This is a genomic window from Pseudomonas sp. 8_5_2 (assembly GCF_059295255.1).
This window is the reverse complement of the sequence record NZ_CM181238.1, coordinates 664295-689695: the sequence shown is the minus strand read 5'-3', so window position 1 is coordinate 689695 and position 25401 is coordinate 664295. Positions and strand designations below refer to the sequence as shown.

Sequence of the window (25401 nt, the reverse complement as noted above, 5' to 3'; positions counted from 1 at the left end):
ACCTGCATGCGCAGATAGGGGTTTTGCGAAATGAATCTTGACGATGACCTACTCTCACATGGGGAGACCCCACACTACCATCGGCGATGCATCGTTTCACTACTGAGTTCGGGATGGGATCAGGTGGTTCCAATGCTCTATGGTCGTCAAGAAATTCTGTAGCCAGAATGTCCAGATGGACAGCCCAGCGAATTCGGATATGTGATAGTTGTGATGCTTTGTGAACAGTGCGAACTTTCGGTTCGTGTCATCTTCACCACCGCAATCTGCATGAGCAAATTGCTTGGGTGTTATATGGTCAAGCCTCACGGGCAATTAGTATTGGTTAGCTCAACGCCTCACAGCGCTTACACACCCAACCTATCAACGTCGTAGTCTTCGACGGCCCTTTAGGGGATTCTAGATCCCAGTGAGATCTCATCTTGAGGCAAGTTTCCCGCTTAGATGCTTTCAGCGGTTATCTCTTCCGAACATAGCTACCCGGCAATGCCACTGGCGTGACAACCGGAACACCAGAGGTTCGTCCACTCCGGTCCTCTCGTACTAGGAGCAGCCCCTCTCAAATCTCAAACGTCCACGGCAGATAGGGACCGAACTGTCTCACGACGTTCTAAACCCAGCTCGCGTACCACTTTAAATGGCGAACAGCCATACCCTTGGGACCGGCTTCAGCCCCAGGATGTGATGAGCCGACATCGAGGTGCCAAACACCGCCGTCGATATGAACTCTTGGGCGGTATCAGCCTGTTATCCCCGGAGTACCTTTTATCCGTTGAGCGATGGCCCTTCCATACAGAACCACCGGATCACTAAGACCTACTTTCGTACCTGCTCGACGTGTGTGTCTCGCAGTCAAGCGCGCTTTTGCCTTTATACTCTACGACCGATTTCCGACCGGTCTGAGCGCACCTTCGTACTCCTCCGTTACTCTTTGGGAGGAGACCGCCCCAGTCAAACTACCCACCATACACTGTCCTCGATCCGGATAACGGACCTGAGTTAGAACCTCAAAGTTGCCAGGGTGGTATTTCAAGGATGGCTCCATGAGAACTGGCGTCCCCACTTCAAAGCCTCCCACCTATCCTACACAAGCAAATTCAAAGTCCAGTGCAAAGCTATAGTAAAGGTTCACGGGGTCTTTCCGTCTAGCCGCGGATACACTGCATCTTCACAGCGATTTCAATTTCACTGAGTCTCGGGTGGAGACAGCGCCGCCATCGTTACGCCATTCGTGCAGGTCGGAACTTACCCGACAAGGAATTTCGCTACCTTAGGACCGTTATAGTTACGGCCGCCGTTTACCGGGGCTTCGATCAAGAGCTTCGCTTGCGCTAACCCCATCAATTAACCTTCCGGCACCGGGCAGGCGTCACACCCTATACGTCCACTTTCGTGTTTGCAGAGTGCTGTGTTTTTAATAAACAGTCGCAGCGGCCTGGTATCTTCGACCGGCATGGGCTTACGGAGCAAGTCCTTGACCCTCGCCGGCGCACCTTCTCCCGAAGTTACGGTGCCATTTTGCCTAGTTCCTTCACCCGAGTTCTCTCAAGCGCCTTGGTATTCTCTACCTAACCACCTGTGTCGGTTTGGGGTACGGTTCCCAGTTATCTGAAGCTTAGGAGCTTTTCTTGGAAGCATGGTATCAACCACTTCGTCGCCTAAAGGCAACTCGTCATCAGCTCTCGGCCTTGAAATCCCGGATTTGCCTAAGATTTCAGCCTACCACCTTAAACCTGGACAACCAACGCCAGGCTGGCCTAACCTTCTCCGTCCCTCCATCGCAATAACTGGAAGTACAGGAATATTAACCTGTTTTCCATCGACTACGCTTTTCAGCCTCGCCTTAGGGACCGACTAACCCTGCGTCGATTAACGTTGCGCAGGAAACCTTGGTCTTTCGGCGTGCGAGTTTTTCACTCGCATTGTCGTTACTCATGTCAGCATTCGCACTTCTGATACCTCCAGCAAGCTTCTCAACTCACCTTCACAGGCTTACAGAACGCTCCTCTACCGCATCATCATAAGATGATACCCGTAGCTTCGGTGCATGGTTTGAGCCCCGTTACATCTTCCGCGCAGGCCGACTCGACTAGTGAGCTATTACGCTTTCTTTAAAGGGTGGCTGCTTCTAAGCCAACCTCCTAGCTGTCTAAGCCTTCCCACATCGTTTCCCACTTAACCATGACTTTGGGACCTTAGCTGACGGTCTGGGTTGTTTCCCTTTTCACGACGGACGTTAGCACCCGCCGTGTGTCTCCCATGCTCGGCACTTGTAGGTATTCGGAGTTTGCATCGGTTTGGTAAGTCGGGATGACCCCCTAGCCGAAACAGTGCTCTACCCCCTACAGTGATACATGAGGCGCTACCTAAATAGCTTTCGAGGAGAACCAGCTATCTCCGAGCTTGATTAGCCTTTCACTCCGATCCACAGGTCATCCGCTAACTTTTCAACGGTAGTCGGTTCGGTCCTCCAGTCAGTGTTACCTAACCTTCAACCTGCCCATGGATAGATCGCCCGGTTTCGGGTCTATACCCAGCGACTAAACGCCCTATTAAGACTCGCTTTCGCTACGCCTCCCCTATTCGGTTAAGCTCGCCACTGAATATAAGTCGCTGACCCATTATACAAAAGGTACGCAGTCACCTAACAAAGTAGGCTCCCACTGCTTGTACGCATACGGTTTCAGGATCTATTTCACTCCCCTCTCCGGGGTTCTTTTCGCCTTTCCCTCACGGTACTGGTTCACTATCGGTCAGTCAGTAGTATTTAGCCTTGGAGGATGGTCCCCCCATATTCAGACAAAGTTTCTCGTGCTCCGTCCTACTCGATTTCATTGATAAGAGATTTTCGTGTACGGGGCTATCACCCACTATGGCCGCACTTTCCAGAGCGTTCCACTAATCTCAAACCAACTTAAGGGCTGGTCCCCGTTCGCTCGCCACTACTAAGGGAATCTCGGTTGATTTCTATTCCTCAGGGTACTTAGATGTTTCAGTTCCCCTGGTTCGCCTCTTGCACCTATGTATTCAGTACAAGATACTCAGCTTGTGCTGAGTGGGTTCCCCCATTCAGAGATCTCTGGATCACAGTCTGTTTGCCGACTCCCCAAAGCTTATCGCAGGCTACCACGTCTTTCATCGCCTCTGACTGCCAAGGCATCCACCGTATGCGCTTCTTCACTTGACCATATAACCCCAAGCAATCTGGTTATACTGTGAAGACGACATTCGCCGAAAATTCGCACGTCGCTCTTTCGAGCAGAACTCACAAATTTTACCTTAGCCTGATCCACCAGCAGTGAAACTGGTGTTCAGTCTATTTCTATCACATATCCGAATTTTTAAAGAACGATCTGACAAAAGTCAGAAATCAACATTCATTCACGAATGTTCATTTCTAAGTTCTGACAAGTGACTGTGTACAGCGAAAGTGGTGGAGCCAAGCGGGATCGAACCGCTGACCTCCTGCGTGCAAGGCAGGCGCTCTCCCAGCTGAGCTATGGCCCCGTATTCTGCGGCTAAACCATGTAATGGTAGGTCTGGGCAGATTTGAACTGCCGACCTCACCCTTATCAGGGGTGCGCTCTAACCAACTGAGCTACAGACCTATAACAGGGTCGCTTTACAGCATCGTCTTTTACAATGAATCAAGCAATTCGTGTGGGTGCTCATCAGCAGGCTGATGTCGTCGATTAAGGAGGTGATCCAGCCGCAGGTTCCCCTACGGCTACCTTGTTACGACTTCACCCCAGTCATGAATCACACCGTGGTAACCGTCCTCCCGAAGGTTAGACTAGCTACTTCTGGTGCAACCCACTCCCATGGTGTGACGGGCGGTGTGTACAAGGCCCGGGAACGTATTCACCGCGACATTCTGATTCGCGATTACTAGCGATTCCGACTTCACGCAGTCGAGTTGCAGACTGCGATCCGGACTACGATCGGTTTTGTGAGATTAGCTCCACCTCGCGGCTTGGCAACCCTCTGTACCGACCATTGTAGCACGTGTGTAGCCCAGGCCGTAAGGGCCATGATGACTTGACGTCATCCCCACCTTCCTCCGGTTTGTCACCGGCAGTCTCCTTAGAGTGCCCACCATAACGTGCTGGTAACTAAGGACAAGGGTTGCGCTCGTTACGGGACTTAACCCAACATCTCACGACACGAGCTGACGACAGCCATGCAGCACCTGTGTCAGAGTTCCCGAAGGCACCAATCCATCTCTGGAAAGTTCTCTGCATGTCAAGGCCTGGTAAGGTTCTTCGCGTTGCTTCGAATTAAACCACATGCTCCACCGCTTGTGCGGGCCCCCGTCAATTCATTTGAGTTTTAACCTTGCGGCCGTACTCCCCAGGCGGTCAACTTAATGCGTTAGCTGCGCCACTAAAATCTCAAGGATTCCAACGGCTAGTTGACATCGTTTACGGCGTGGACTACCAGGGTATCTAATCCTGTTTGCTCCCCACGCTTTCGCACCTCAGTGTCAGTATCAGTCCAGGTGGTCGCCTTCGCCACTGGTGTTCCTTCCTATATCTACGCATTTCACCGCTACACAGGAAATTCCACCACCCTCTACCGTACTCTAGCTTGCCAGTTTTGGATGCAGTTCCCAGGTTGAGCCCGGGGCTTTCACATCCAACTTAACAAACCACCTACGCGCGCTTTACGCCCAGTAATTCCGATTAACGCTTGCACCCTCTGTATTACCGCGGCTGCTGGCACAGAGTTAGCCGGTGCTTATTCTGTCGGTAACGTCAAAACAGCAAGGTATTCGCTTACTGCCCTTCCTCCCAACTTAAAGTGCTTTACAATCCGAAGACCTTCTTCACACACGCGGCATGGCTGGATCAGGCTTTCGCCCATTGTCCAATATTCCCCACTGCTGCCTCCCGTAGGAGTCTGGACCGTGTCTCAGTTCCAGTGTGACTGATCATCCTCTCAGACCAGTTACGGATCGTCGCCTTGGTGAGCCATTACCCCACCAACTAGCTAATCCGACCTAGGCTCATCTGATAGCGCAAGGCCCGAAGGTCCCCTGCTTTCTCCCGTAGGACGTATGCGGTATTAGCGTTCCTTTCGAAACGTTGTCCCCCACTACCAGGCAGATTCCTAGGCATTACTCACCCGTCCGCCGCTGAATCCAGGAGCAAGCTCCCGTCATCCGCTCGACTTGCATGTGTTAGGCCTGCCGCCAGCGTTCAATCTGAGCCATGATCAAACTCTTCAGTTCAATACTGCTTGGGTTTTTAAGAAACCCTAAACTTGGCTCAGCAATCTCAAATGACTATGTGATTTCTCGCATGGCCACTTGTGATGCTGATAATCTTTCTGACTATCAGTCCGTACTCACAAGCACCCACACGAATTGCTTGATTCGATTTGTTAAAGAGCGTTTGGTTAAGAGCTTTTCGTCTCAACCGAGGCGCGCATTCTACGCTTTCCTCAGAGCCTGTCAAGCGTTTATTTTGAAGTTTTTTCCGAGAAACTCGTTTAGCTTCAAACACTTGGCTCGCTGCGATCTCTCGTAGCGGGAGGCGAATAATACAGCGTTTAAATCCGCTGTCAACTGCCTTTATCACCGCTGCCGATCTTTCGATCGAAGCCCTTACAGCATCCTCTGAACTACCTAACTCGTTGAATATCAAGGAGTTTGTCGTTCCGTTGTCGCTGGAAGTGGGGCGCATTATAAGGGGATTCGAAAGGGCGTCAACCTTTAATTTCAAGAAAGTGAAATATAGGGGCAAAGACCGTATCAAGGCCGACAAGTGCCTGCCACAACCCTTTCGGCGCCTGTGAGATCGAGCGCTGCCCTGACGACCATCAGCACAGCACAGCAATACCAGACCCAATATCCAAAACCCCAAAACAAAGCGGGGAGGCCTATCGGCCTCCCCGCTTCAGTTACCCGCCTTAAAGGCTAGGAAACGCAAACTGCGACGCCTCATGACTAGCCCGCTGCGGCCAACGCTGGGTAATAGCCTTGCGACGGGTATAGAACCGCACCCCATCCGGCCCATAAGCATGCAGGTCACCAAACAACGAACGCTTCCACCCACCAAAGCTGTGATAAGCCACCGGCACCGGAAGCGGTACGTTGACACCCACCATGCCCACTTCAATCTCGTCACAGAACAGACGCGCGGCCTCACCGTCACGGGTGAAGATGCATGTGCCGTTGCCATACTCGTGATCATTGATCAACTGCATGGCCTGCTCCAGGCTGTTCACCCGCACCACGCACAGCACCGGGCCGAAGATCTCTTCTTTATAGATGCGCATCTCCGGGGTCACCTTGTCGAACAGGGTGCCACCAACAAAATAGCCATCTTCATTACCGGTCACACGGAAGCCACGGCCGTCCACCACCAGCTTCGCGCCAGCAGCAACACCGTCATCGATGTAACCGACGACCTTGTCCCGGGCAGCAGCGGTGACCAGCGGACCCATGTCCAGACCGCACGAGGTACCGGCACCAATCTTCAGTGCCTTGATCTGCGGCTCCAGCTTGGCAATCAGGGCATCGGCCACCTGGTCGCCCACACACACCGCCACCGAAATGGCCATGCAACGCTCGCCGCACGAACCATAGGCTGCGCCCATCAGTGCGCTGACGGCGTTGTCCAGGTCGGCATCCGGCATCAGCACCGCATGGTTCTTGGCACCACCCAGCGCCTGCACGCGCTTGCCGCGCTTGGTGCCTTCGGCATAGATGTATTCGGCAATCGGGGTCGATCCGACGAAACTCAGCGCTTTCACCTCTGGCGCTTCGATCAGCGCATCCACGGCTTCCTTGTCGCCGTGCACCACGTTGAGAATGCCCTTCGGCAAACCGGCTTCCAGCAGCAACTGGGCAATGAACAGCGTCGAGCTCGGATCACGCTCTGAAGGCTTGAGGATAAAAGCGTTACCGCAAGCGATGGCCAGTGGGTACATCCACAGCGGCACCATGGCCGGGAAGTTGAACGGGGTGATGCCGGCAACCACGCCCAGCGGCTGGAAGTCGGACCAGGCGTCGATGTTCGGGCCGACGTTGCGGCTGTACTCGCCTTTCAGTACTTCAGGCGCGGCACAGGCGAACTCTACGTTCTCGATGCCACGCTTCAGTTCACCTGCGGCGTCTTCCAAAGTCTTGCCGTGCTCTTCGCTGATCATCTGCGAGATACGTGCTTCGTTCTGCTCCAACAGTTGCTTGAAGCGGAACATCACCTGGGCGCGCTTGGCCGGCGGGGTATTGCGCCAGGCCGGGAAGGCGGCCTTGGCCGAGTCGATCGCTTCCTGCACGGTCGCGCGGCTGGCCAGCTCGACCTTGCGAACGGCCTGGCCAGTGGACGGGTTGAAGACATCGGCGGTGCGCTCACCCTTGGTAACCAGCTCGCCATGGATCAGGTGCTGAACAATGCTCATGCAAAACTCCAGATAAAGAAGGTAAATGCAGGCGCGGAATACGTGCGCGCGCCTGGCATCAAAATCGGATAGATCAGTCGATCAGGTTCAGGTTTTCGCCAACGGCGTCGAACAGGCGATCCAGTTGCTGCGGCGTGGTGTTGAACGTCGGGCCGAACTGCAGGGTGTCGCCACCGAAGCGCACATAGAAGCCTGCCTTCCACAATTTCATCGCCACTTCGTACGGGCGGACAATGGCATCACCGTCACGGGCGGCGATCTGAATGGCGCCGGCCAAGCCGTAGTTACGGATATCAACAACGTTCTTGGTGCCCTTCACGCCGTGCAGCAGCTTCTCGAAGTGCGGCGCCAGCTCGGCGGCGGACTGCACCAGGTTTTCCTTCTGCAGCAGGTCCAGCGCAGCGATGCCGGCGGCGCAGGCTACCGGGTGTGCCGAATAGGTGTATCCATGCGGGAATTCTACGGCGTATTCCGGCGTCGGCTGGTTCATGAAGGTCTGGTAGATCTCGCTGCTGGCAATCACCGCGCCCATGGGGATGGCACCGTTGGTTACCTGCTTGGCAATGCACATCAGGTCCGGGGTCACGCCGAAGGCTTCGGCGCCGGTCATCGCACCCATGCGGCCGAAGCCGGTGATCACTTCGTCGAAGATCAGCAGGATGTTGTGCTGGGTGCATATTTCACGCAGGCGCTTCAGGTAACCCTTCGGCGGCGGCAGTACACCGGCCGAGCCGGCCAGCGGCTCAACGATCACCGCCGCGATGTTGGAGGCATCGTGCAGCTCGATCAGCTTGAGCATTTCGTCCGCCAGGGCAATACCGCCCTCTTCCGGCATGCCCTTGGAGAAGGCGTTCACCGGCAGTACGGTGTGAGGCAGGTGATCGACATCGAGCAACTGGCCAAACATCTTGCGGTTACCGTTGACGCCACCCAGGCTGGTACCGGCAATGTTCACGCCATGGTAGCCACGGGCACGGCCGATAATCTTGGTCTTGCTCGCCTGGCCTTTGAGGCGCCAGTAGGCGCGCACCATCTTCAGCGCAGTGTCGGCGCACTCGGAACCGGAGTTGGTATAGAAGACGTGGTTCAGATCGCCCGGCACCAGGTCGGCAATCTTTTCCGCCAGCTGGAACGACAGCGGATGGCCGAACTGGAACGCTGGGGAGTAGTCCAGCGTGCTCAGCTGGCGAGTAACCGCTTCGGTGATTTCCTTGCGGGTATGCCCGGCGCCGCAGGTCCACAAGCCAGACAAGGCATCGAAAATCTTGCGCCCCTGGTCATCGACCAGGTAATTGCCTTCGGCCGCCACGATCAGGCGTGGATCACGGTGGAAGTTGCGGTTGGCGGTGTAGGGCATCCAGTGCGCATCCAGCTTGAGCTGGCTGGCGATACCGACGGTTGCGGTTTCGGGCATGTTCATCGGCGGTTCCTCGAAAGACGATTAGGCAACGATGTATGTTGTTGCAGCTAAATTGGCACGGCGATAAAGTCGGGAAAAGCCTACATTTCTAATCTTCAGACAGGTCGTGACTAAACTAATGAGCCGACGCCCCGATCCACTCGCCCAAGTCAGCGATTTCGACATCCGCCTGCTGAAGATCTACCGCAGCGTAGTGGAGTGCGGCGGTTTCTCGGCAGCCGAGAACGTACTGGGCATCGGCCGTTCGGCCATCAGCCAGCAGATGAATGACCTTGAGCAACGCCTCGGCCTGCGCCTGTGTCAACGCGGCCGGGCCGGCTTCTCGCTGACCGAGGAGGGCCGCGAGGTCTACCATTCGGCCCTGCAACTGCTCAGTGCCCTGGAAAGCTTCCGCACCGAGGTCAACGGCCTGCATCAGCATTTGCGTGGTGAGTTGAACATTGGCCTGACCGACAACCTGGTTACCCTGCCGCACATGCGCATCACCCATGCCCTGGCCGAGCTGAAGGACCGGGGCCCCGATGTGCGCATCCAGATCCGCATGATTGCCCCGAGCCAGGTCGAACACGGCGTGCTCGACGGCAGCCTGCATGTCGGGGTCGTACCCCAGACCAGCCCGCTGTCGGGGCTTGAGTACCAACCGTTGTATAGCGAACGCTCGCTGCTGTACTGCGCCGTCGGCCACCCGCTGTTCTATGCCGAAGACCAGCAGATCGACGACGAGCGCCTCAACAGCCAGGAAGCCATCACGCCCACCTTTCGCCTGCCGGCCGACATCCAGGCGCATTATCAGGCGCTGAACTGCACGGCCAGCGCGTCGGACCGCGAGGGTATGGCGTTTCTCATCCTCACCGGGCGCTACATCGGCTACCTGCCAGACCACTACGCCTCGTTCTGGGTGCAGCAAGGGCGCTTGCGTGCCCTGAAACCCCAGCAACGCTTCTATGACCTGAGCCTCAGCTGGGTCACCCGCAAGGGCCGGCGGCCGAACCTGGTGCTGGAAAGCTTCCTCGAAAGCCTGGCTGCGACACGCTGATGCCAGTACCTGCCGCAAATGCTTGTCAGTTCGTCACAGGCAGGTAATCTTGTCCGACTGCCGCAGCCACTGACCCGTACGGAATCGTCCATGACCCTAGAAGTCCCTGCGCATCGCCTCTCCGCCTCGGGCAAGCCCGCCGGCCGCATCCGCCAGAAGAACGAACAGGCGATCATCCAGGCCGCCGAAGACGAATTTGCCCGCCATGGCTTCAAGGGCACCAGCATGAACACCATCGCCCTCAAGGCGGGGTTGCCCAAGGCCAACCTGCACTACTACTTCACCAACAAGCTGGGCCTTTATATCGCGGTGCTCAGCAACATCATCGAATTGTGGGACAGCACCTTCAACGCCCTGAGCGTGGAGGACGACCCGGGTGAAGCCCTGAGCCAGTACATCCGCACCAAGATGGAGTTTTCGCGGCGCAACCCGCAAGCCTCGCGGATTTTCGCCATGGAAGTGATCAGCGGCGGCACCTGCCTGACCGAATATTTCAGTGCCGACTACCGCGAATGGTTCCGCGGCCGGGCTGCGGTGTTCCAGGCCTGGATGGAAGCGGGCAAGATGGACCCGGTCGACCCGGTGCATCTTATCTTCCTGCTGTGGGGCAGCACCCAGCATTATGCCGACTTCGCCACCCAGATCTGCCAGGTTACCGGCCGCAGCCGCCTGACCAAGCAGGACATGGAAGACGCGAGCAACAATCTTATCCACATTATCCTGAAGGGCTGCGGCATCAAGCCGGCTGCCTGACCATCATTTATGCCCTCTACCCTGCTCGACCTCTGCGAATACCGCGAGGAAATCCGTAAAAGCCGCTTCATCACCCTCGCCGGGCCGATCAGCAGCGCCGCCGAGGCGATGAGTTTCATCGAACGTCACAGCGACCTGGCAGCCACTCACAATTGCTGGGCCTGGAAACTCGGCGCGCAGTACCGCAGCAGCGATGATGGTGAGCCCGGCGGCACCGCAGGTCGGCCGATCCTGGCGGCCATCGAAGCACAGGACTGCGATCAGGTAGTGGTGCTGGTGATTCGCTGGTACGGCGGTATCCAGCTGGGCACCGGCGGCCTGGCCAGGGCCTATGGCGGCGGCGCCAACAAATGCCTGCAGCAGGCGCCCAAGCGGCTGCTGGTGCAACGCAGCGAGTTTGCCTGCAGCTGCAGTTTCAGCGAGCTGGCACTGGTGAAGTTGCGCCTGGCAGAGGTTGACGGCCTGGTACTGGATGAGCAGTTCACGGCCAATGGCGTGGACATGCTCATCGCCGTAGGCGAAGCCCACCTTGCGCCGCTGCAACAGCAACTGGCTGACCTCAGCCGCGGGCGCATCTTGCTCGAAGCGCGCTGAATATTGCCCACAGCAGCTGTGGGCCTGCCTGTGGATAAGCTTGGGGCACTCTGCTGCACGCTTACGCCCACAAGGCCTGCAAGGCTTTGATCATATTTTGATCACTTTTTGATGACAGCCGCAAACTGCTGAATAGTTTCAAGTTATCCCCAATTCAATCGCGCTTGTAGCGACGCAGGCGTTTTCTGTCTTGCACACAATAACTGTGGACCAGCCTGTGGATAACCCGTGCGCCAACAGGCCAACCGCCCGGCAATACAAGGCTTGCCGGGGCTGAACATTTTTTAACCATTTATCCCTGAGACAGGCTCCGCCCTGCACTATCCTCACTACCCCCCTTCTGCAAAACCACCAAGGAGCGCTCACATGGCTGACGAAAAAAACGCACTGATCATCGGTGCCTCCCGCGGGCTGGGCCTGGGCCTGGTGCAACGCCTGCAAGAAGACGGCTGGAACATCACCGCCACCGTACGCAACCCGCTGCAGCCCGGTGCCCTGAAGGATGTGCCCGACGTGCATATCGAACAGCTGGAAATGAACGATACAGCCCAGCTTGATGCCCTGCAGCAACGCCTGAAAGGCCAGGTGTTCGACCTGGTGTTCGTCAACGCTGGCGTCATGGGCCCCCTGCCGCAAGACCTCGAGCGCGTTCAGAACAGCGACATCAGCGACCTGTTCATGACCAACGCCGTGGCGCCGATCCGCGTGGCCCGCCGCTTTGTCGGCCAGGTACGCAAAGACAGCGGGGTGCTGGCCTTCATGAGCTCGATCCTGGGTAGCGTGACCATCCCCGACGGCGGCGAAATCTGCCTGTACAAGGCCAGCAAGGCGGCACTGAACTCGATGATCAACAGCTTCGTCGTCGAACAGCAGCGGCCCGACCTGTGCGTCCTGGCCATGCACCCGGGTTGGGTAAAGACCGCCATGGGCGGCGAAAACGCCGAGATCGACGTACCGACAAGTACCCGCGGCATGCTCGAACAGATCAAGGCGCAAAGTGGTAACGGCGGGTTGCGCTTCATCAACTACAAAGGCGAACCCTTGATCTGGTAATGCCTGGTGATTCATCCGGTCGCAGCCTGGTCGGGCGCATTGCCCGGCCAGCCCCTGTAGAATGGCGGCAACAGTACCTGATCGAGATGACCCACTATGTATGACTGGTTGAACGCCCTGCCCAAGGCCGAACTGCACTTGCACCTGGAAGGCTCCCTGGAGCCCGAGCTGCTGTTCGCCCTGGCCGAGCGCAACAAGATCGCCCTGCCCTGGGACGATGTGGAGACCTTGCGGGGCGCTTATGCCTTCAACAACCTCCAGGAATTCCTCGACCTGTATTACCAGGGCGCCGACGTGCTGCGCACCGAGCAGGACTTCTACGACCTGACCTGGGCCTACCTGCAACGCTGCAAGGCCCAGAACGTGATCCACACCGAGCCGTTCTTCGACCCGCAAACCCACACCGACCGCGGCATCCCCTTCGAGGTGGTGCTCAACGGCATCAACCAGGCGCTAAAGGATGGCCGCCAGCAACTGGGCATCAGCAGTGGCCTGATCCTCAGCTTCCTGCGCCACCTCAGCGAAGATGAAGCGCACAAGACCCTCGACCAGGCCCTGCCGTTCCGCGATGCGTTCATCGCCGTTGGCCTGGACAGCTCGGAAATGGGCCACCCGCCAAGCAAGTTCCAGCGCGTATTCGACCGCGCCCGCAGCGAGGGCTTCGTCGCCGTTGCGCATGCTGGCGAAGAAGGCCCGCCCGAATACATCTGGGAGGCCCTGGACCTGCTGAAGATCAAGCGTATCGACCACGGCGTGCGCGCTATCGAGGACGAGCGCCTGATGCAGCGCATCATCGACGAGCAGATCCCGCTCACGGTCTGCCCGCTGTCCAACACCAAGCTCTGCGTGTTCGACCACATGAGCCAGCACAACATCCTCGACATGCTCGAACGCGGCGTGAAGGTGACGGTCAACTCGGACGACCCGGCCTATTTCGGCGGCTACGTCACGGAAAACTTCCACGCCCTGCACACCCACCTGGGCATGACCGAAGACCAGGCGCGCCGCCTGGCCCAGAACAGCCTGGACGCCAGACTGGTCTGATTCGAAACGGCGACGTTGCGGTCAACCGAGCTGCAGCGTCGTCACGCGGGCTATGCAGTTGATCTGCTGGATACCCACCGCCGTGATATGCAATGCCCGCGTGTCCTCGGCCTCACGCATCCAGCCAGACTGCAGGAACAACCTGAACAGAGCCTGGCCCAGCACCCCGCCCAGATGCGGCCCCTGGTCGTTCCACTCGGTGCAGCGGCAAATCACGCAACCACGTTGCTGATGCGGCGCCAAGGCGTCGATGTACACCCCCACCTGAGCAAGCTGCGCCCGCCCCTCGTCACTTACCATCAACTGACGACCGCTGCCTTCCAGCCAACCGGCCACCACCAGGCGATGGTACAACTCACCCGCCAGCTCTCCGCCCAGGTGATCACCACAACGGCGTGCCCGGCGCATCGACATGGGCAACGGTGATACCGGCGCTTTGGGCCGTTCCCCCCTGGCGCTTTCAAGCTGCACGCTGGCCAGGGCCTCTACTGCCGCCCCGACCTGCGGGGTTGCCAGGCGGAAGTAGCGCTTGCGGCCCCTTGCTTCATGCCTGAGCAGACCCGCCGACGACAGCAACGATAGATGAGCGCAGGCCGACGACGAAGTCAGGCCGGTCATTACTGCAAGCTCATTGGCCAGCCGTGGCGTGCCATCGATCAGTGCCCACAACATGGCACTGCGCTTGGGGTCGGCCATCAGGCTGGCGATCTGGCTGATACTGCTGGCTGCGTTCATGTCCCTGTAACTCCCTGCAAGTTCACTGAGTGGATGCGATGGTCAACCCCTGGCAGGGAAGCACCTCTCGCTGGCACTGGCCTGGTTCGCCAGTATAAGCCGCAGCAAACAGCATTCCGGCAGACCGGTTCGGGAACAGACTCGCCGAAAAGCCACTGGGTATGCCTACCCATTGCATTCCGGACAGCGCATTGCAGGACCTTGCCAAAACCGCGTGAACAGGCAGCCCTGCGGGCCAGCGCAGAGGGACAGGGACGTGCTGAGGAGAAAACACCGAACGCAACTTCGGAAGCGGCCGACAAGCAACTTCCGCAAATAGCGCAATATAAAGCGAAAGGTTCCAGCTACTCGCAGGCAGAGAGGGGCAAGCAGCAAACGCGGCGCAAAAAAGGCTTCCGGCGACCGTCAGTCAGGACACTGATGAAGGTCATGGCAGGCAGGGGGCACAGCGCTACACTTGATCCGCTCCCCCCTTCAGGAGGTATGCCACGATGAAAATTGTCGTCAGCACCTCGAGCCGCAACCCCGCCTGCCCTTGGCAGGTGCAGCTCGATCAACACGTGGTGAGTTTCCGTAGCGAGGCCGAAGCGCGTGCTTTCGTGGCCACGCTGGAAACCCGCTTGCAGGCACCTCACCCGCTCATGCGGGACGCCTGGCCTGCAAACGCCGGGTCAGCAGCGCGACACTGACCGCCAGTGCCCCGCACAAGCTGATCACCAGCGCCATCGGCACCGCACTGCCATCATGCAGCAGCCCGACCAGCGCCGCCGCACCCGCGGCCACGCTGAACTGCAGGCAGCCCATCAGTGCCGAGGCGCTGCCAGCCCGCGCGCCCTGCCCGCTCATGGCGCAGGCTGAAGCATTGGGGATGATGCAGCCCAGGCTGGCGATGCAGAGGAACAGCGGCACCAGCAGTGGCCATAGCTGTGCCGGTTGCAGTGCTGCCACGCCCAGCAGCGCCAGGCCCGCAGCCAGGTACATCCACACTGCGCGCGCCAGCAGGAACGCCGGCCCACGTTTGGCCAGCATGCGCGCGTTCACCTGCGCCACCAGGATAAAACCGGCGGCATTGGTGCCGAACAGCCAGCCGTAGTGCTCGGCTGGCACGTCGTAAAGCTTGATGAACACGAAAGGCGAGCCGGCGATATAGGCGAACATACCGGCAATGGCGATACCGCCGGTCAAGGCATGCCCGAGGAAAACCCGGTCGGCGAGCAGACGCAGGTACTGTCTCAAGGCACCCGACAGTGGCTGACGCGGCATGTCCGCAGGCAGGCTTTCTGGCAGACCCAGGCTGACCGCCAGCAGGCAGCCGGCACTGAACAGGCTCAAGGCCAGGAAGATCGACTGCCAGCCGGCCAGGTTCACAAGAACCCCACCCAGCATCGGCGCCAGGATCGGCGCCAGGCCCATGACCAGCATCAGTTGCGAAAAGACCTTGGCCGAAGCCACAGGGTCGCACTTGTCGCTGACGATGGCCCGCGACAGCACCATGCCGGCGCAACCGCCCAGCGCCTGGACGAACCGCGCCAGCACCAGGGTGTCGAGGTTGGGGGCGTAGGCGCACGCCAGTGAAGCCAGGGTGAACAAGGTCACGCCGAACATCAGCGGCTTGCGCCGACCAAAACGGTCCGCCACCGGGCCGTAGGCCAACTGCCCGATGGACAAGCCGAGGAAATAGGCGGCCAAGGTGGCCTGAACGTGTTTTTCGTCGGTGGCGAACGCCTGCGCCATGGCCGGGAAGGCAGGCAGGTAGAAGTCGATCGCCAAGGGCCCGAACGCACTGAGTGCGCCCAGGATGAGCACCATTCGCAGGTTCATCAGGAATCCATAGCAGGCTAAGCAAGTGGCTGATTCTACCTGCTGTGGACCCCATCAGTCTGAAAACATTTGCAACAAACCCGAGGGCGGCTGCGCCCCGCTCCCTCAGGCAATGGTTCAGGCCACTTCGGCCTGATAGCCCTCATCACGAATGGCCACAAGAATTTGCTCCTGTGCCAACTCACTCTGTACCCGCACCTGCCTGGCCGCCAGGTCGACCTCGACCTCGGCCGCACCATCCTGCGCCTGCACCGCTCGGGTCACGGCCTTCACGCAATGGCCACAGGTCATGCCTTGTACATTGAACACTTGCATGGGGTTACCTCCTTGATGGTTTCCGGCAGTCTCAAGCTTGCCATCGGGGCAAGGTCAAGGCCTGCCATGCGACACCTGGGGTGGAAATCCGCGCCCGCGTCGGCCAAGCTGCGCCTTTGGATGTCATGCAATCAGGAGATTTTTCATGTTCAGGGCAGCATTGGGCGTTGTCGGGCTGTTGAGCGCGCTGGCTGCGGTGCCACCGGCTAGCGCCGAAGGCAACTCGGACTACAGCGTGCTGATCATTTCCCGCGAGCGCCTGGAAGTGGCCAGCAGTTGTGAAATCGGCGTGTACCTCAACGACCAGCTCTCCGGCCGGGTGTTCCAGGAGCAGTCCACCTCGTTCAACCTGCCACCGGGCCCAGTGGATGTGCGCCTGCGCCTGCTGCCAGGGCAGATGCCGGGATGCAAAGCGGGTATCGAGGACCAGCGCAGCACGCGCTTGAACCTGCAGGCGGGCCAGATCAACAAATACCGCATCGCAATGGGGCACTATGGCCTGGAGTTGAAGCGAGCCAGCCTGGGCTATTGACCTTACCTGCGTGGCAAGGTTGATGCTGATGCTGAAGCCCTGTCCAAGGAGGAGAGCCATGCCCGCATCCACCACATACGACCTGCCGATCTCCGGCATGACCTGCGCCAGCTGTGCTGGCCGGGTCGAGCGCGCCCTGCGCAAGGTCACCGGCGCTGAACAGGTCAGCGTCAACCTCACCACCGAAAAGGCCCGTGTCCAGGCCCCGGCCAACAGCTTGGCGGCCCTGGTCGACGCTGTGCGCGAAGCCGGCTACGGCGTGCCTGTCCGCACCGTCGAACTGCAGATTGGCGGCATGACCTGCGCCAGTTGCGTGGCCCGTGTCGAGCGCGCGCTCGCCAAGTTGCCAGGGGTCGAGCAGGTCAGCGTCAACCTGGCCAGCGAACGCGCACACCTCGAAGTGCTCGCGGCCGTCGACGACAACCTGCTGATCGAAACTGTGCACAAGGCCGGCTACAGCGCCAGCCTGCCGCAAGCGGCCAAGGACGATCAACAGGCTGCCCAACGCCGCCTGCGCAATGAGCGCCTGGCAGTCGGCGCGGCTTTGCTGCTGGCCATGCCACTGGTATTGCCAATGCTGGTGCAGCCGTTCGGCCTGCACTGGATGTTGCCAGCGTGGGCGCAGTTCCTGCTGGCCACGCCGGTGCAGTTCATTCTGGGGGCGCGCTTCTACGTGGCCGCCTGGAAGGCAGTACGCGCAGGTGCCGGTAACATGGACCTGCTGGTAGCCCTGGGCACCAGCGCCGGCTACGGCCTGAGCCTGTACCAGTGGGCACAAGCCCCTGCCGGCATGACACCGCACCTGTACTTCGAAGCCTCGGCCGTGGTGATTGCCCTGGTGTTGCTCGGCAAGTACCTGGAAAGCCGCGCCAAGCGCCAGACCGCCAGTGCCATCCGTGCCCTTGAAGCATTGCGCCCGGAGCGCGCACTGCGCGTAGTCGATGGCCAGGAAGAAGACGTAGCCATCACCCAGCTGCGCCTCGGCGACCTGGTGCTGGTCAAGCCCGGCGAGCGCTTTCCGGTCGATGGTGTGGTCGAAGACGGCAGTAGCCATGCCGACGAAGCCCTGATCAGCGGCGAGAGCCTGCCAGTGCCCAAGCAACCTGGCGATAATGTCACCGGCGGCGCCATCAATGGCGAAGGCCGGCTGTTGGTACGCACCCAGGCGCTTGGTACCGAGACCGTACTGGCCCGCATCATTCGCCTGGTAGAAGACGCCCAGGCCGCCAAAGCCCCGATCCAGAAGCTGGTCGACCGGGTCAGCCAGGTGTTCGTCCCGGCCGTGCTGGTGCTGGCGCTGATCACCCTGGTCGGCTGGTGGCTGGCGGGCGCACCGCTGGCAACCGCGCTGATCAACGCCGTCGCCGTGCTGGTCATCGCCTGCCCCTGTGCACTCGGCCTGGCCACGCCCGCGGCGATCATGGCCGGCACCGGCGTTGCCGCCCGCCATGGCATCCTGATCAAGGACGCCGAAGCCCTGGAGCGTGCCCATGCGGTCAACCGTGTGGTCTTCGACAAGACCGGCACCCTCACCTCCGGCAGCCCCCGGGTGGTCCACAGCCAGGCGCAAGATGGCAGCGGCGCCGACCTGCACCGCCTGGCCGGCGCCCTGCAGCGCGGCAGCGAACACCCGCTGGCCAAAGCGGTGCTGGACGCCTGTGCCGAACAAGGGCTCGACGTGCCGACTGTCGCCGACAGCCAGTCGCTGACCGGGCGCGGCATAGCCGGGCGTGTCGAAGGCCGCGAGCTGGCGTTGGGTAACCGCCGCCTGCTCGATGAAAGCGGGCTGCTGCCCGGCGACCTGGCCGCCAAGGCCCAGGCCTGGGAAGCCGAGGGGCGCACCCTGTCATGGCTGGTCGAACGCGGCACGCAACCCCGCGTGCTGGGCCTGTTCGCCTTTGGTGACAGCCTCAAGCCCGGCGCCGCGCAGGCCATCGACACCTTGCACGCACAACACATCAGCAGCCACCTGCTGACCGGGGACAACCGCGGCAGCGCCAAAGTGGTGGCCGACGCCCTGGGCATCGACGATGTGTATGCTGAGGTGCTGCCGGCCGACAAGGCCGCGACGGTGGCTGCGCTGAAGCAGGATGGCGTGGTTGCCATGGTCGGCGACGGCATCAATGATGCCCCGGCCCTGGCCGCCGCCGACATCGGCATCGCCATGGGTGGCGGCACCGACGTGGCAATGCAGGCAGCCGGCATCACACTGATGCGTGGCGACCCGCGCCTGGTGCCCGCCGCCCTGGAAATCAGCCGCAAGACCTACGCAAAGATCCGCCAGAACCTGTTCTGGGCGTTCATCTATAACCTGATCGGCATTCCGCTGGCTGCGCTGGGTTATCTCAACCCGGTGCTGGCCGGCGCCGCCATGGCCCTGTCCAGCGTCAGCGTGGTCAGCAACGCGCTGTGGCTGAAGGCCTGGAAACCCGGCACCACCCACCAGGAGGACGCCCCATGAACATCGGCCAGGCCGCCCGCCGCAGCGGGCTCAGCACCAAGATGATCCGTTATTACGAAGCCATCGGCCTGCTCAAGCCCGCCGCGCGCAGTGACAGCGGCTACCGCCTGTACCAGGCGCAAGACCTGCATAGCCTGGCCTTCATCAAGCGCTCGCGCGACCTGGGGTTTTCCCTGGAAGAGGTCGGCAAGCTGCTGACCCTGTGGCAGGACCGCCAACGCGCCAGCGCCGATGTGAAGGCGCTGGCCATGCAGCACATCGGTGAGCTGAACCGCCGCATCGAGGAACTGGTGAGTCTTCGCGATACCCTTGGCGAACTGGTTTCGCACTGTCAGGGGGACGACCGCCCGGACTGCCCGATCCTCAAGGACCTGGCCAATGGCGCTGCGGGAACCTGCTGTAACTGAACCGTCACAGCCGTTTGGTATGCCATAAGCGTCCAAACACGACCGAATAGTCACCAACCACGACTTTATCCAATAAATACAGGCGTTCTGGCTTCATAAAACCCGGATGTGGCCGATGCAGTTGCTACCTGCCTCATGTGTCGAAAACAAAAATCCCGGGAGCGTCGATGAGCATCAAACAGAAACTGACCTGGGCATTCGCGGTCATCGCCGGCTTGCCCATCGTCCTCGTGGCCACCCTTGTGGTCCTCAACCTGCGTGGCGAAGCCCGCGATGGATTCCTCGACGGCAGCAGCCGGGAAATCCGCCAGGTCAGCAACGCGATGAACATCTTCTTCCAGGGCATCAACCAGAACGTCGAGTACCTCGCTGCGCAGCCCATGGTCGCCGCCACCGGCAGCAACCTGAACAAGTTCACCAGTGCCAACCCGTCCTACGAGCTGGGCGAGCAGGACAAGCAGCTGCTGGAGTTCTTCACCCGCCTGGCAGACTCACACCCCAACTATGCCTATGTTTCCTACGGGGTCAGTGACGGCGGCTACGTCGGCTGGCCGGCCGGGCAGAAGTTCGTCAACTACGACCCGCGCCCCCGTCCGTGGTACCAGCTGGCCATGGCCAACCCGGGCAAGACCGTACGCACCGGCGCCTACTACTGGGCTGCCGACGACGCCGTGCTGGTCAGCACCGTGCGCGCCGTGGCCAACCAGCTGGGCAACCCCGGCGGCGTGGTCAACATCGACGTGTCGCTCAAAGGCCTGACCGAAATCGTCAAGCAGATCAAACTGGGTGACAGCGGCTACCTGATGCTGGTTGAAAGCAACGGCAACGTGATGGTCGACCCGCGTGACGCCGCCCACAACTTCAAGCAGCTGGCCAGCTTTGGCGACGGTTACGCCGAGCTTGCCAAGGCCGGCAAAGGCCTGGTCGAAGTCGAGCTCAACGGCGTGCGCTACATGGCCAACGTGTATCCCGACGAGCAACTGGGCTGGACCTTCATCGGCCTGATCCAGCAAAGCGAAGTGATGCAGACCACTACCCGGCTGACCTGGCTGATCGGCGTCATCGCCGTGGTGCTGGCGGCGCTGTTCGCCGTGGTCGGCGCGGCCTTCGCCAAGCTCATCGTGCGCCCGATCAACAGCGTCACCAACAGCCTGGAGGACATTGCCCAAGGCGAGGGTGACCTGACCCGCAACCTGGAAATCCGTGGCCGTGACGAAACCGCGCAACTGGCCAGCTGGTTCAACCAGTTCCTCGGCGCCATTCGCAGCCTGATCCAGCACATTGGTGCTGCCGCCGGCAAGATTCTCAGCACCTCCACACGCTCGACCCGCGTCTCCAGCGACATGGCCGAAGCGGCCGGCCGCCAGCGCGAAGCCGTGGACATGGTTTCCACCGCTTTCCACGAAATGGTCGCTACCGCCAACGAAGTGGCGCGGTCCTGCAGCCAGGCGGCGCAGTCGGCCGACAGCGGCCAGCAACAGGCGCGGGAAGGCCAGCAGCAGATTGATGCCGCCGTACATAGCGTCGACCGCCTGAGCCAGGAAATCGAGCAGTCGGCGCAGTCGATCCAGCAGCTGGAGCGCGACAGCAACGCCATTCAGTCGATCCTTGGCACCATTCGCTCGATTGCCGAGCAGACCAACCTGCTGGCCCTCAATGCCGCCATCGAGGCGGCACGTGCCGGTGAGCAGGGCCGTGGCTTTGCTGTAGTGGCCGACGAGGTACGGGCGCTGGCCAAGCGCACCGCCGACTCGACTGCCGAAATCGACGGCCTGCTGGGCAACCTGGCCAGCCGCACTGCCGAAGTGGCCGAGCAGATGCATGCCAGCCTGGAGGTATCGCAGCAGTCGGTCAGCCGTATCGGCCTGGCCCGCGACAGCTTTGGGCAGATCCGCGAGTCGGTGGATGTGATTCGCGACATGAATACGCAGATCGCCACGGCGGCCGAGGAGCAGCACCAGGTGGCCGAGGACATCAATCGGCATATCAGCCAGATTCACGGAGATGCGCAGCTGGTGGCCGAACTGGCCCAGGCGGCACGGGTGGACTCGGAGAGCCTGGCCGGGTTGTCCAATGAGCTGGATACGCTGGTGCGCAGGTTCCGTACCTGATGTGCAGCCAGTGCCGGTGAAGGGGCCGGCACTGGCGACCGATCGTTAAAGCTTCAACTCCCCTGGCGTTGCCCCGAACAACTGCTTGAACGCGGCAATGTAGGCCGAGGTGGAATCATACCCACAGCCCAGCGCCGCCTCGGTCACATTCTCCCCCGCCTCCAGCAACGCCAGCGATGACAGCAGGCGCATGCGCTGGCGCCAGTTGCGAAAGCTCAAGCCGGTCTCGCGCTGGAACAGCCGCATCAGTGTCTTCTCCGAACACCCCAGCTGCCGGGCCCACTGCTGCAAGGTTTGCGGCTGGTCCGGCGCCGCGATCAGGCCGTTGCACAGCGCCAGCAGCCCGGGGTGACGTGGCAACGGCAGCGAAAAACCTACTTCCGGCAAGCTGCGCAACTGGTCAAGCAGCACAGCTACCAGGCGTGCTTCGACGCTGTCGCCCTCCGGGTAATCCGCCGGGAACAGGCAGAACTGCTTGATCAGCTCGCGCGCCAGCGGGGTCACCTCCAGCACGCGGCATTGCTGCGCTGCCCATGGGCAGGCATCACGACGCACGTACAGGCTGCGCATCTCGGCGCGCATCGAAGTCACCACCTCGTGCTCGGCATCGGCAGGAATCCACACACCCCATTGCGGCGGGGCGAAGTAGCTGCCCTCATGGGTGTACACGCCCAGCACCCCGCTGATGGCGTAGGAAAACTGCACCCAGTCGTGCTGGTGCCGGGTCGTCCAGGAACCGGCGCCGAGGCTCTCCGAACGGGCGTAGAGGGGCCTGGGCAGATGATCCAGCGCCGGAAGGGCGCGGGGTTGTCCGATGATCGGCATGGCGGTTTCTTGTAGTTCTGAGCAGACAAGCCTAACAGTTTACCGCCTGCTTCGCGGGTGAACCCGCTCCCACAGGGTTTCGCATAGTCCTGTGGGAGCGGGTTCACCCGCGAAGAAGTCGACGCGGTAGCCCGAAGAATCACCGCTCCATGATGACAGTCACGCCCTGCCCACCCGCCGCGCAGATCGAGATCAGCCCCCGCCCCTTTCCTGCGGTCGCCAGCAGCTTGGCCAGGTTGGCCAATATCCGGCCGCCAGTCGCCGCAAACGGGTGGCCGGCCGCCAGCGAACTGCCCTTGACGTTGAGCTTGCTGCGGTCGATTGACCCAAGCGGCGCATCCAGCCCCAGCCGCTCACGGCAGAAATCGGCATCCTCCCAGGCCTTGAGTGTGCACAGCACCTGGGCCGCAAAGGCTTCATGGATTTCGTAGTAGTCAAAGTCCTGCAGCGTCAGGCCGTTGCGCGCCAGCAAACGCGGCACCGCATAAGCCGGGGCCATCAACAGCCCTTCGCGGCCGGTGACAAAGTCCACCGCTGCTGTCTCGCCATCGACCAGGTAAGCCAGCACCGGCAGGCCCTGCTGCGCAGCCCATTCCTCGGTGCCCAGCAGCACCAGCGAGGCACCATCGGTAAGCGGCGTGGAGTTGCCCGCCGTCAGCGTGCCCTGGCCACTGCGATCGAAGGCTGGCTTGAGCCTGGCCAGCTGCTCCAGGGTCAGGTCCGGGCGCAGGTTGTTGTCCCGCGCAAGCGAAAGAAACGGCGTCAGCAAATCATCCTGCCATCCCCCGGCATAGGCGGCGGCAAGCTTCTGGTGGCTGAGCAGCGCCAGTTCGTCCTGTTCGGCACGGCCGATACGCCAGGCCTGGGCCATGCGCTCGCAATGCTCGCCCATAGACAACCCCGTGCGCGGTTCGCCGTTGCGCGGCAACTCGGGCTTCAGGTGGTGAGGGCGCAGCTTGAGAAAGGGCTGCAGCCGCTCGCCCAGGCTTTTGCCACGGCTGGCCTGCAACAGGATATGGCGCAGGCCTTCGCTGACGGCAATCGGTACATCCGAGGTGGTGTCCACACCGCCGGCAATGCCGCAGTCGATCTGGCCCAGGGCAATCTTGTTGGCCACCAGCAGCGCCGCCTCAAGCCCGGTGCCACAAGCTTGCTGGATGTCATACGCCGGCGTCTGGGGCGACAACCGTGATCCCAGCACGCATTCGCGGGTCAGGTTCATGTCGCGCGAATGCTTCAGCACGGCGCCAGCCACCACCTCCCCCATTCGCAGCCCATGCAGGCGATAGCGTTCGATCAAGCCTTCCAGGGCGACGGTCAGCATCGCCTGGTTACTGGCCGTTGCGTAGGCGCCATTGGAGCGGGCAAAGGGTATTCGGTTGCCGCCCAGGATCGCTACCCGGCGAGATGAACGCATGCGTTGGTTCCTCCAGAAACAATTTGACCCGTTACAGCCTAGGTGTTTTTGCCACGATTCGAACGTGTCGACACAAACTTGGTCCACACTTTCAAGCCTGCCTTGCGGAGACCACTCAATGAGCGATCGTTATCTCGACTTTGCCAACTCCAACCTCGGGCGCCGGCTGGTGGATGCCTTGGGCCTGCCTGCACCCGCACCGCTGGAGCGCTGGCAGTCAGGTCGCCTGCGCCCGGTGGAAGGCGCCCTGGTGTTGGGTGGCGGACCACTGGCGGGCAAAGTGCAAGCCATCGCAGCGCGCCTGACCGACGAGCTTTACAGCTTCAATGCCGACAACCTGCAGGCCGAGGCCTGGGTCGCCGGCCTGGGGCCGAAGATCAAGGCCGTGGTATTCGATGCCAGTCATCTGTCCGACAGCGATGCGCTCAAGCAGTTGCGCGAGTTTTTCCAGCCACTGCTGCGCAGCCTCGCCCCCTGTGCCCATGTGGTGGTGCTGGGGCGGGCCCCGGAAAGCCTCGACAACCCGTTGGCCAGCGTCGCCCAGCGTGCCCTCGAAGGCTTCAGCCGCTCGCTGGCCAAGGAGCTGCGCAATGGCGCGACTGCACAGTTGCTGTATGTCAGCCCCGGCGCGGAAGACCAGCTGGAAGGTGCGCTGCGGTTCTTCCTGTCACCGAAAAGCGCCTTTGTTTCTGGCCAGGTGTTACGCCTGGAGGCCTGCGCCAGCCAGGTCGAAGACTGGACCCGGCCACTGGCTGGCCGTCGCGCCCTGGTCACAGGCGCTGCACGCGGTATCGGTGCAGCCATCGCCGAGACCCTGGCCCGGGACGGCGCCGACGTGCTGCTGCTCGATGTCCCGCAAGCCAGCCAGGACCTCGACGCCCTCGCTGCACGCCTGGGCGGCAAAGCGCTGGCGCTGGATATCTGCGCCAGCGACGCGGCAACACAGCTGCTCGCAGCCTTGCCAGAGGGCATCGACATCGTGGTGCATAACGCCGGCATTACCCGCGACAAGACCTTGGCCAACATGACCCCCGAATACTGGGACGCGGTGCTGGCGGTCAACCTCAAGGCGCCGCAGGTACTGACCCAGGCGCTGCATGACAACGGCGCCTTGGGGGAAGATGCCCGCATCACCCTGCTGGCCTCGGTGAGCGGCATCGCCGGCAACCGCGGGCAGGCCAACTATGCCGCCAGCAAGGCCGGCCTGATTGGCCTGGCCCAGGCCTGGGCGCCCAGGCTTGCCGAACGGGGTGGCAGCATCAATGCCGTGGCGCCCGGCTTCATCGAATCGCACATGACGGCGGCAATGCCCATGGGCCTGCGCGAAGCCGGCAGGCGCTTGAGTACCCTGGGCCAGGGTGGCCGCCCGCAGGACGTCGCCGAAGCCATCGCCTGGCTCAGCCAGCCAGGCTCCGGGGCGGTCAATGGCCAGGTGCTGCGCGTATGTGGCCAGGCACTGATGGGGGCGTAAGC

Annotated in this window: 18 protein-coding genes, 2 tRNA genes, 3 rRNA genes and 1 pseudogene; 12 read left to right on the top strand and 12 right to left on the bottom strand. The window is 60.9% G+C overall.

Annotation, left to right across the window (positions count from 1 at the left end):
* Window positions 1-35: 35 nt before the first annotated feature.
* From rrf to aptA, 7 genes are all read right to left on the bottom strand, one after another.
* Window positions 36-151 (bottom strand): 5S ribosomal RNA (gene rrf / locus AC5O5R_RS03075).
* Window positions 152-294: 143 nt separating this feature from the next.
* Window positions 295-3187, bottom strand: a 23S ribosomal RNA gene (locus tag AC5O5R_RS03070).
* 244 nt (window positions 3188-3431) lie between these two features.
* A tRNA-Ala gene (locus AC5O5R_RS03065) sits at window positions 3432-3507 on the bottom strand.
* Window positions 3508-3531: 24 nt separating this feature from the next.
* Window positions 3532-3608, bottom strand: a tRNA-Ile gene (locus AC5O5R_RS03060).
* An 85-nt stretch (window positions 3609-3693) separates the two neighbouring features.
* Window positions 3694-5230, bottom strand: a 16S ribosomal RNA gene (locus tag AC5O5R_RS03055).
* The 16S, 23S and 5S rRNA genes sit together here with 2 tRNA genes alongside, the layout of an rRNA operon.
* A gap of 680 nt (window positions 5231-5910) precedes the next feature.
* A complete protein-coding gene (locus tag AC5O5R_RS03050) occupies window positions 5911-7404 on the bottom strand; it encodes a CoA-acylating methylmalonate-semialdehyde dehydrogenase (RefSeq protein WP_172232977.1) in 1494 nt (497 codons plus the stop codon).
* A 73-nt stretch (window positions 7405-7477) separates the two neighbouring features.
* A complete protein-coding gene (aptA, locus tag AC5O5R_RS03045) occupies window positions 7478-8824 on the bottom strand; it encodes an omega-aminotransferase AptA (RefSeq protein WP_494512051.1) in 1347 nt (448 codons plus the stop codon).
* A gap of 118 nt (window positions 8825-8942) precedes the next feature.
* On the opposite strand from aptA, the gene AC5O5R_RS03040 reads away from it, so the two are divergent.
* From AC5O5R_RS03040 to AC5O5R_RS03020, 5 genes are all read left to right on the top strand, one after another.
* The gene (locus tag AC5O5R_RS03040; protein ID WP_172230663.1) at window positions 8943-9860 is read left to right on the top strand and encodes a LysR family transcriptional regulator; all 918 of its coding nucleotides are present in this window, start codon (window positions 8943-8945) and stop codon (window positions 9858-9860) included.
* A 90-nt stretch (window positions 9861-9950) separates the two neighbouring features.
* Window positions 9951-10613, top strand: a complete 663-nt coding sequence (locus AC5O5R_RS03035) for a TetR/AcrR family transcriptional regulator (protein WP_172230660.1) — start codon at window positions 9951-9953, stop codon at window positions 10611-10613.
* Between the two features lie 9 nt (window positions 10614-10622).
* Window positions 10623-11207 (top strand): IMPACT family protein, encoded by a 585-nt coding sequence (locus AC5O5R_RS03030; RefSeq protein WP_172230657.1) that lies wholly within the window; start codon window positions 10623-10625, stop codon window positions 11205-11207.
* A 366-nt stretch (window positions 11208-11573) separates the two neighbouring features.
* Entirely contained in the window at window positions 11574-12260 is a 687-nt protein-coding gene (locus AC5O5R_RS03025) for an SDR family oxidoreductase (RefSeq protein ID WP_172230654.1), read from the top strand.
* Window positions 12261-12356: 96 nt separating this feature from the next.
* The gene (locus AC5O5R_RS03020; RefSeq protein WP_172230651.1) at window positions 12357-13304 is read left to right on the top strand and encodes an adenosine deaminase; all 948 of its coding nucleotides are present in this window, start codon (window positions 12357-12359) and stop codon (window positions 13302-13304) included.
* 21 nt (window positions 13305-13325) lie between these two features.
* Here AC5O5R_RS03020 and AC5O5R_RS03015 read toward each other — a convergent pair whose 3' ends face one another.
* Complete coding sequence (locus AC5O5R_RS03015; RefSeq protein WP_172285722.1) at window positions 13326-14039, bottom strand: ArsR/SmtB family transcription factor; 714 nt, start codon at window positions 14037-14039, stop codon at window positions 13326-13328.
* 491 nt (window positions 14040-14530) lie between these two features.
* Between AC5O5R_RS03015 and AC5O5R_RS03010 the strand changes: the two genes are divergently transcribed.
* Entirely contained in the window at window positions 14531-14728 is a 198-nt protein-coding gene (locus tag AC5O5R_RS03010; protein WP_256676265.1) for a hypothetical protein, read from the top strand.
* On the opposite strand, the gene AC5O5R_RS03005 is transcribed toward AC5O5R_RS03010, so the two are convergent.
* Complete coding sequence (locus tag AC5O5R_RS03005; RefSeq protein WP_494514950.1) at window positions 14679-15860, bottom strand: multidrug effflux MFS transporter; 1182 nt, start codon at window positions 15858-15860, stop codon at window positions 14679-14681. The two genes, AC5O5R_RS03010 and AC5O5R_RS03005, sit on opposite strands and share 50 nt — an antisense overlap.
* Before the next feature lie 117 nt (window positions 15861-15977).
* Window positions 15978-16175, bottom strand: coding sequence for a heavy-metal-associated domain-containing protein (locus tag AC5O5R_RS03000; RefSeq protein WP_172227950.1), 198 nt, complete (start codon window positions 16173-16175; stop codon window positions 15978-15980).
* Between the two features lie 145 nt (window positions 16176-16320).
* Between AC5O5R_RS03000 and AC5O5R_RS02995 the strand changes: the two genes are divergently transcribed.
* The 5 genes and pseudogenes from AC5O5R_RS02995 to AC5O5R_RS02975 all read left to right on the top strand — a co-directional run bounded on the left by AC5O5R_RS02995 (window position 16321) and on the right by AC5O5R_RS02975 (window position 21686).
* Window positions 16321-16707, top strand: a complete 387-nt coding sequence (locus AC5O5R_RS02995) for a hypothetical protein (RefSeq protein WP_172227948.1) — start codon at window positions 16321-16323, stop codon at window positions 16705-16707.
* Window positions 16708-16765: 58 nt separating this feature from the next.
* Window positions 16766-19168 carry a heavy metal translocating P-type ATPase gene (locus AC5O5R_RS02990; RefSeq protein ID WP_172285721.1) on the top strand — a complete coding sequence of 801 codons (2403 nt, stop codon included), beginning with the start codon at window positions 16766-16768 and terminating at the stop codon, window positions 19166-19168.
* Window positions 19165-19575 carry a Cu(I)-responsive transcriptional regulator gene (gene cueR / locus AC5O5R_RS02985; protein WP_494514949.1) on the top strand — a complete coding sequence of 137 codons (411 nt, stop codon included), beginning with the start codon at window positions 19165-19167 and terminating at the stop codon, window positions 19573-19575. The genes AC5O5R_RS02990 and cueR overlap by 4 nt, the downstream gene beginning before the upstream one ends.
* A gap of 167 nt (window positions 19576-19742) precedes the next feature.
* Window positions 19743-20828: pseudogene (locus tag AC5O5R_RS02980) on the top strand (cache domain-containing sensor histidine kinase); the annotation flags it as partial.
* A gap of 90 nt (window positions 20829-20918) precedes the next feature.
* Window positions 20919-21686, top strand: coding sequence for a methyl-accepting chemotaxis protein (locus tag AC5O5R_RS02975; protein WP_372242445.1), 768 nt, complete (start codon window positions 20919-20921; stop codon window positions 21684-21686).
* Window positions 21687-21731: 45 nt separating this feature from the next.
* On the opposite strand, the gene AC5O5R_RS02970 is transcribed toward AC5O5R_RS02975, so the two are convergent.
* Both AC5O5R_RS02970 and AC5O5R_RS02965 read right to left on the bottom strand, forming a co-directional pair.
* The gene (locus AC5O5R_RS02970; RefSeq protein WP_172285720.1) at window positions 21732-22511 is read right to left on the bottom strand and encodes an AraC family transcriptional regulator; all 780 of its coding nucleotides are present in this window, start codon (window positions 22509-22511) and stop codon (window positions 21732-21734) included.
* Window positions 22512-22650: 139 nt separating this feature from the next.
* Entirely contained in the window at window positions 22651-23928 is a 1278-nt protein-coding gene (locus AC5O5R_RS02965; protein WP_172227938.1) for an acetyl-CoA C-acetyltransferase, read from the bottom strand.
* Between the two features lie 118 nt (window positions 23929-24046).
* Here AC5O5R_RS02965 and AC5O5R_RS02960 point away from each other — a divergent pair, with 118 nt between their 5' ends.
* Complete coding sequence (locus AC5O5R_RS02960; RefSeq protein ID WP_172285718.1) at window positions 24047-25399, top strand: 3-oxoacyl-ACP reductase; 1353 nt, start codon at window positions 24047-24049, stop codon at window positions 25397-25399.
* Window positions 25400-25401: the final 2 nt, after the last annotated feature.

Excerpts from the sequence above, each read along its gene's own strand:
- AC5O5R_RS03005 (WP_494514950.1), bottom strand. The coding sequence starts at position 15,860 with ATGAACCTGCGAATGGTGCTCATCCTGGGCGCACTCAGTGCGTTCGGG.
- AC5O5R_RS03015 (WP_172285722.1), bottom strand. The coding sequence starts at position 14,039 with ATGAACGCAGCCAGCAGTATCAGCCAGATCGCCAGCCTGATGGCCGAC.
- AC5O5R_RS03020 (WP_172230651.1), top strand. The coding sequence starts at position 12,357 with ATGTATGACTGGTTGAACGCCCTGCCCAAGGCCGAACTGCACTTGCAC.
- aptA (WP_494512051.1), bottom strand. The coding sequence starts at position 8,824 with ATGAACATGCCCGAAACCGCAACCGTCGGTATCGCCAGCCAGCTCAAG.
- AC5O5R_RS03040 (WP_172230663.1), top strand. The coding sequence starts at position 8,943 with ATGAGCCGACGCCCCGATCCACTCGCCCAAGTCAGCGATTTCGACATC.
- AC5O5R_RS02960 (WP_172285718.1), top strand. The coding sequence starts at position 24,047 with ATGAGCGATCGTTATCTCGACTTTGCCAACTCCAACCTCGGGCGCCGG.
- AC5O5R_RS02965 (WP_172227938.1), bottom strand. The coding sequence starts at position 23,928 with ATGCGTTCATCTCGCCGGGTAGCGATCCTGGGCGGCAACCGAATACCC.
- AC5O5R_RS03000 (WP_172227950.1), bottom strand. The coding sequence starts at position 16,175 with ATGCAAGTGTTCAATGTACAAGGCATGACCTGTGGCCATTGCGTGAAG.
- AC5O5R_RS03035 (WP_172230660.1), top strand. The coding sequence starts at position 9,951 with ATGACCCTAGAAGTCCCTGCGCATCGCCTCTCCGCCTCGGGCAAGCCC.
- AC5O5R_RS03050 (WP_172232977.1), bottom strand. The coding sequence starts at position 7,404 with ATGAGCATTGTTCAGCACCTGATCCATGGCGAGCTGGTTACCAAGGGT.
- AC5O5R_RS03030 (WP_172230657.1), top strand. The coding sequence starts at position 10,623 with ATGCCCTCTACCCTGCTCGACCTCTGCGAATACCGCGAGGAAATCCGT.
- AC5O5R_RS03010 (WP_256676265.1), top strand. The coding sequence starts at position 14,531 with ATGAAAATTGTCGTCAGCACCTCGAGCCGCAACCCCGCCTGCCCTTGG.
- AC5O5R_RS02990 (WP_172285721.1), top strand. The coding sequence starts at position 16,766 with ATGCCCGCATCCACCACATACGACCTGCCGATCTCCGGCATGACCTGC.
- AC5O5R_RS02975 (WP_372242445.1), top strand. The coding sequence starts at position 20,919 with ATGGCCGAAGCGGCCGGCCGCCAGCGCGAAGCCGTGGACATGGTTTCC.
- cueR (WP_494514949.1), top strand. The coding sequence starts at position 19,165 with ATGAACATCGGCCAGGCCGCCCGCCGCAGCGGGCTCAGCACCAAGATG.
- AC5O5R_RS02995 (WP_172227948.1), top strand. The coding sequence starts at position 16,321 with ATGTTCAGGGCAGCATTGGGCGTTGTCGGGCTGTTGAGCGCGCTGGCT.
- AC5O5R_RS03025 (WP_172230654.1), top strand. The coding sequence starts at position 11,574 with ATGGCTGACGAAAAAAACGCACTGATCATCGGTGCCTCCCGCGGGCTG.
- AC5O5R_RS02970 (WP_172285720.1), bottom strand. The coding sequence starts at position 22,511 with ATGCCGATCATCGGACAACCCCGCGCCCTTCCGGCGCTGGATCATCTG.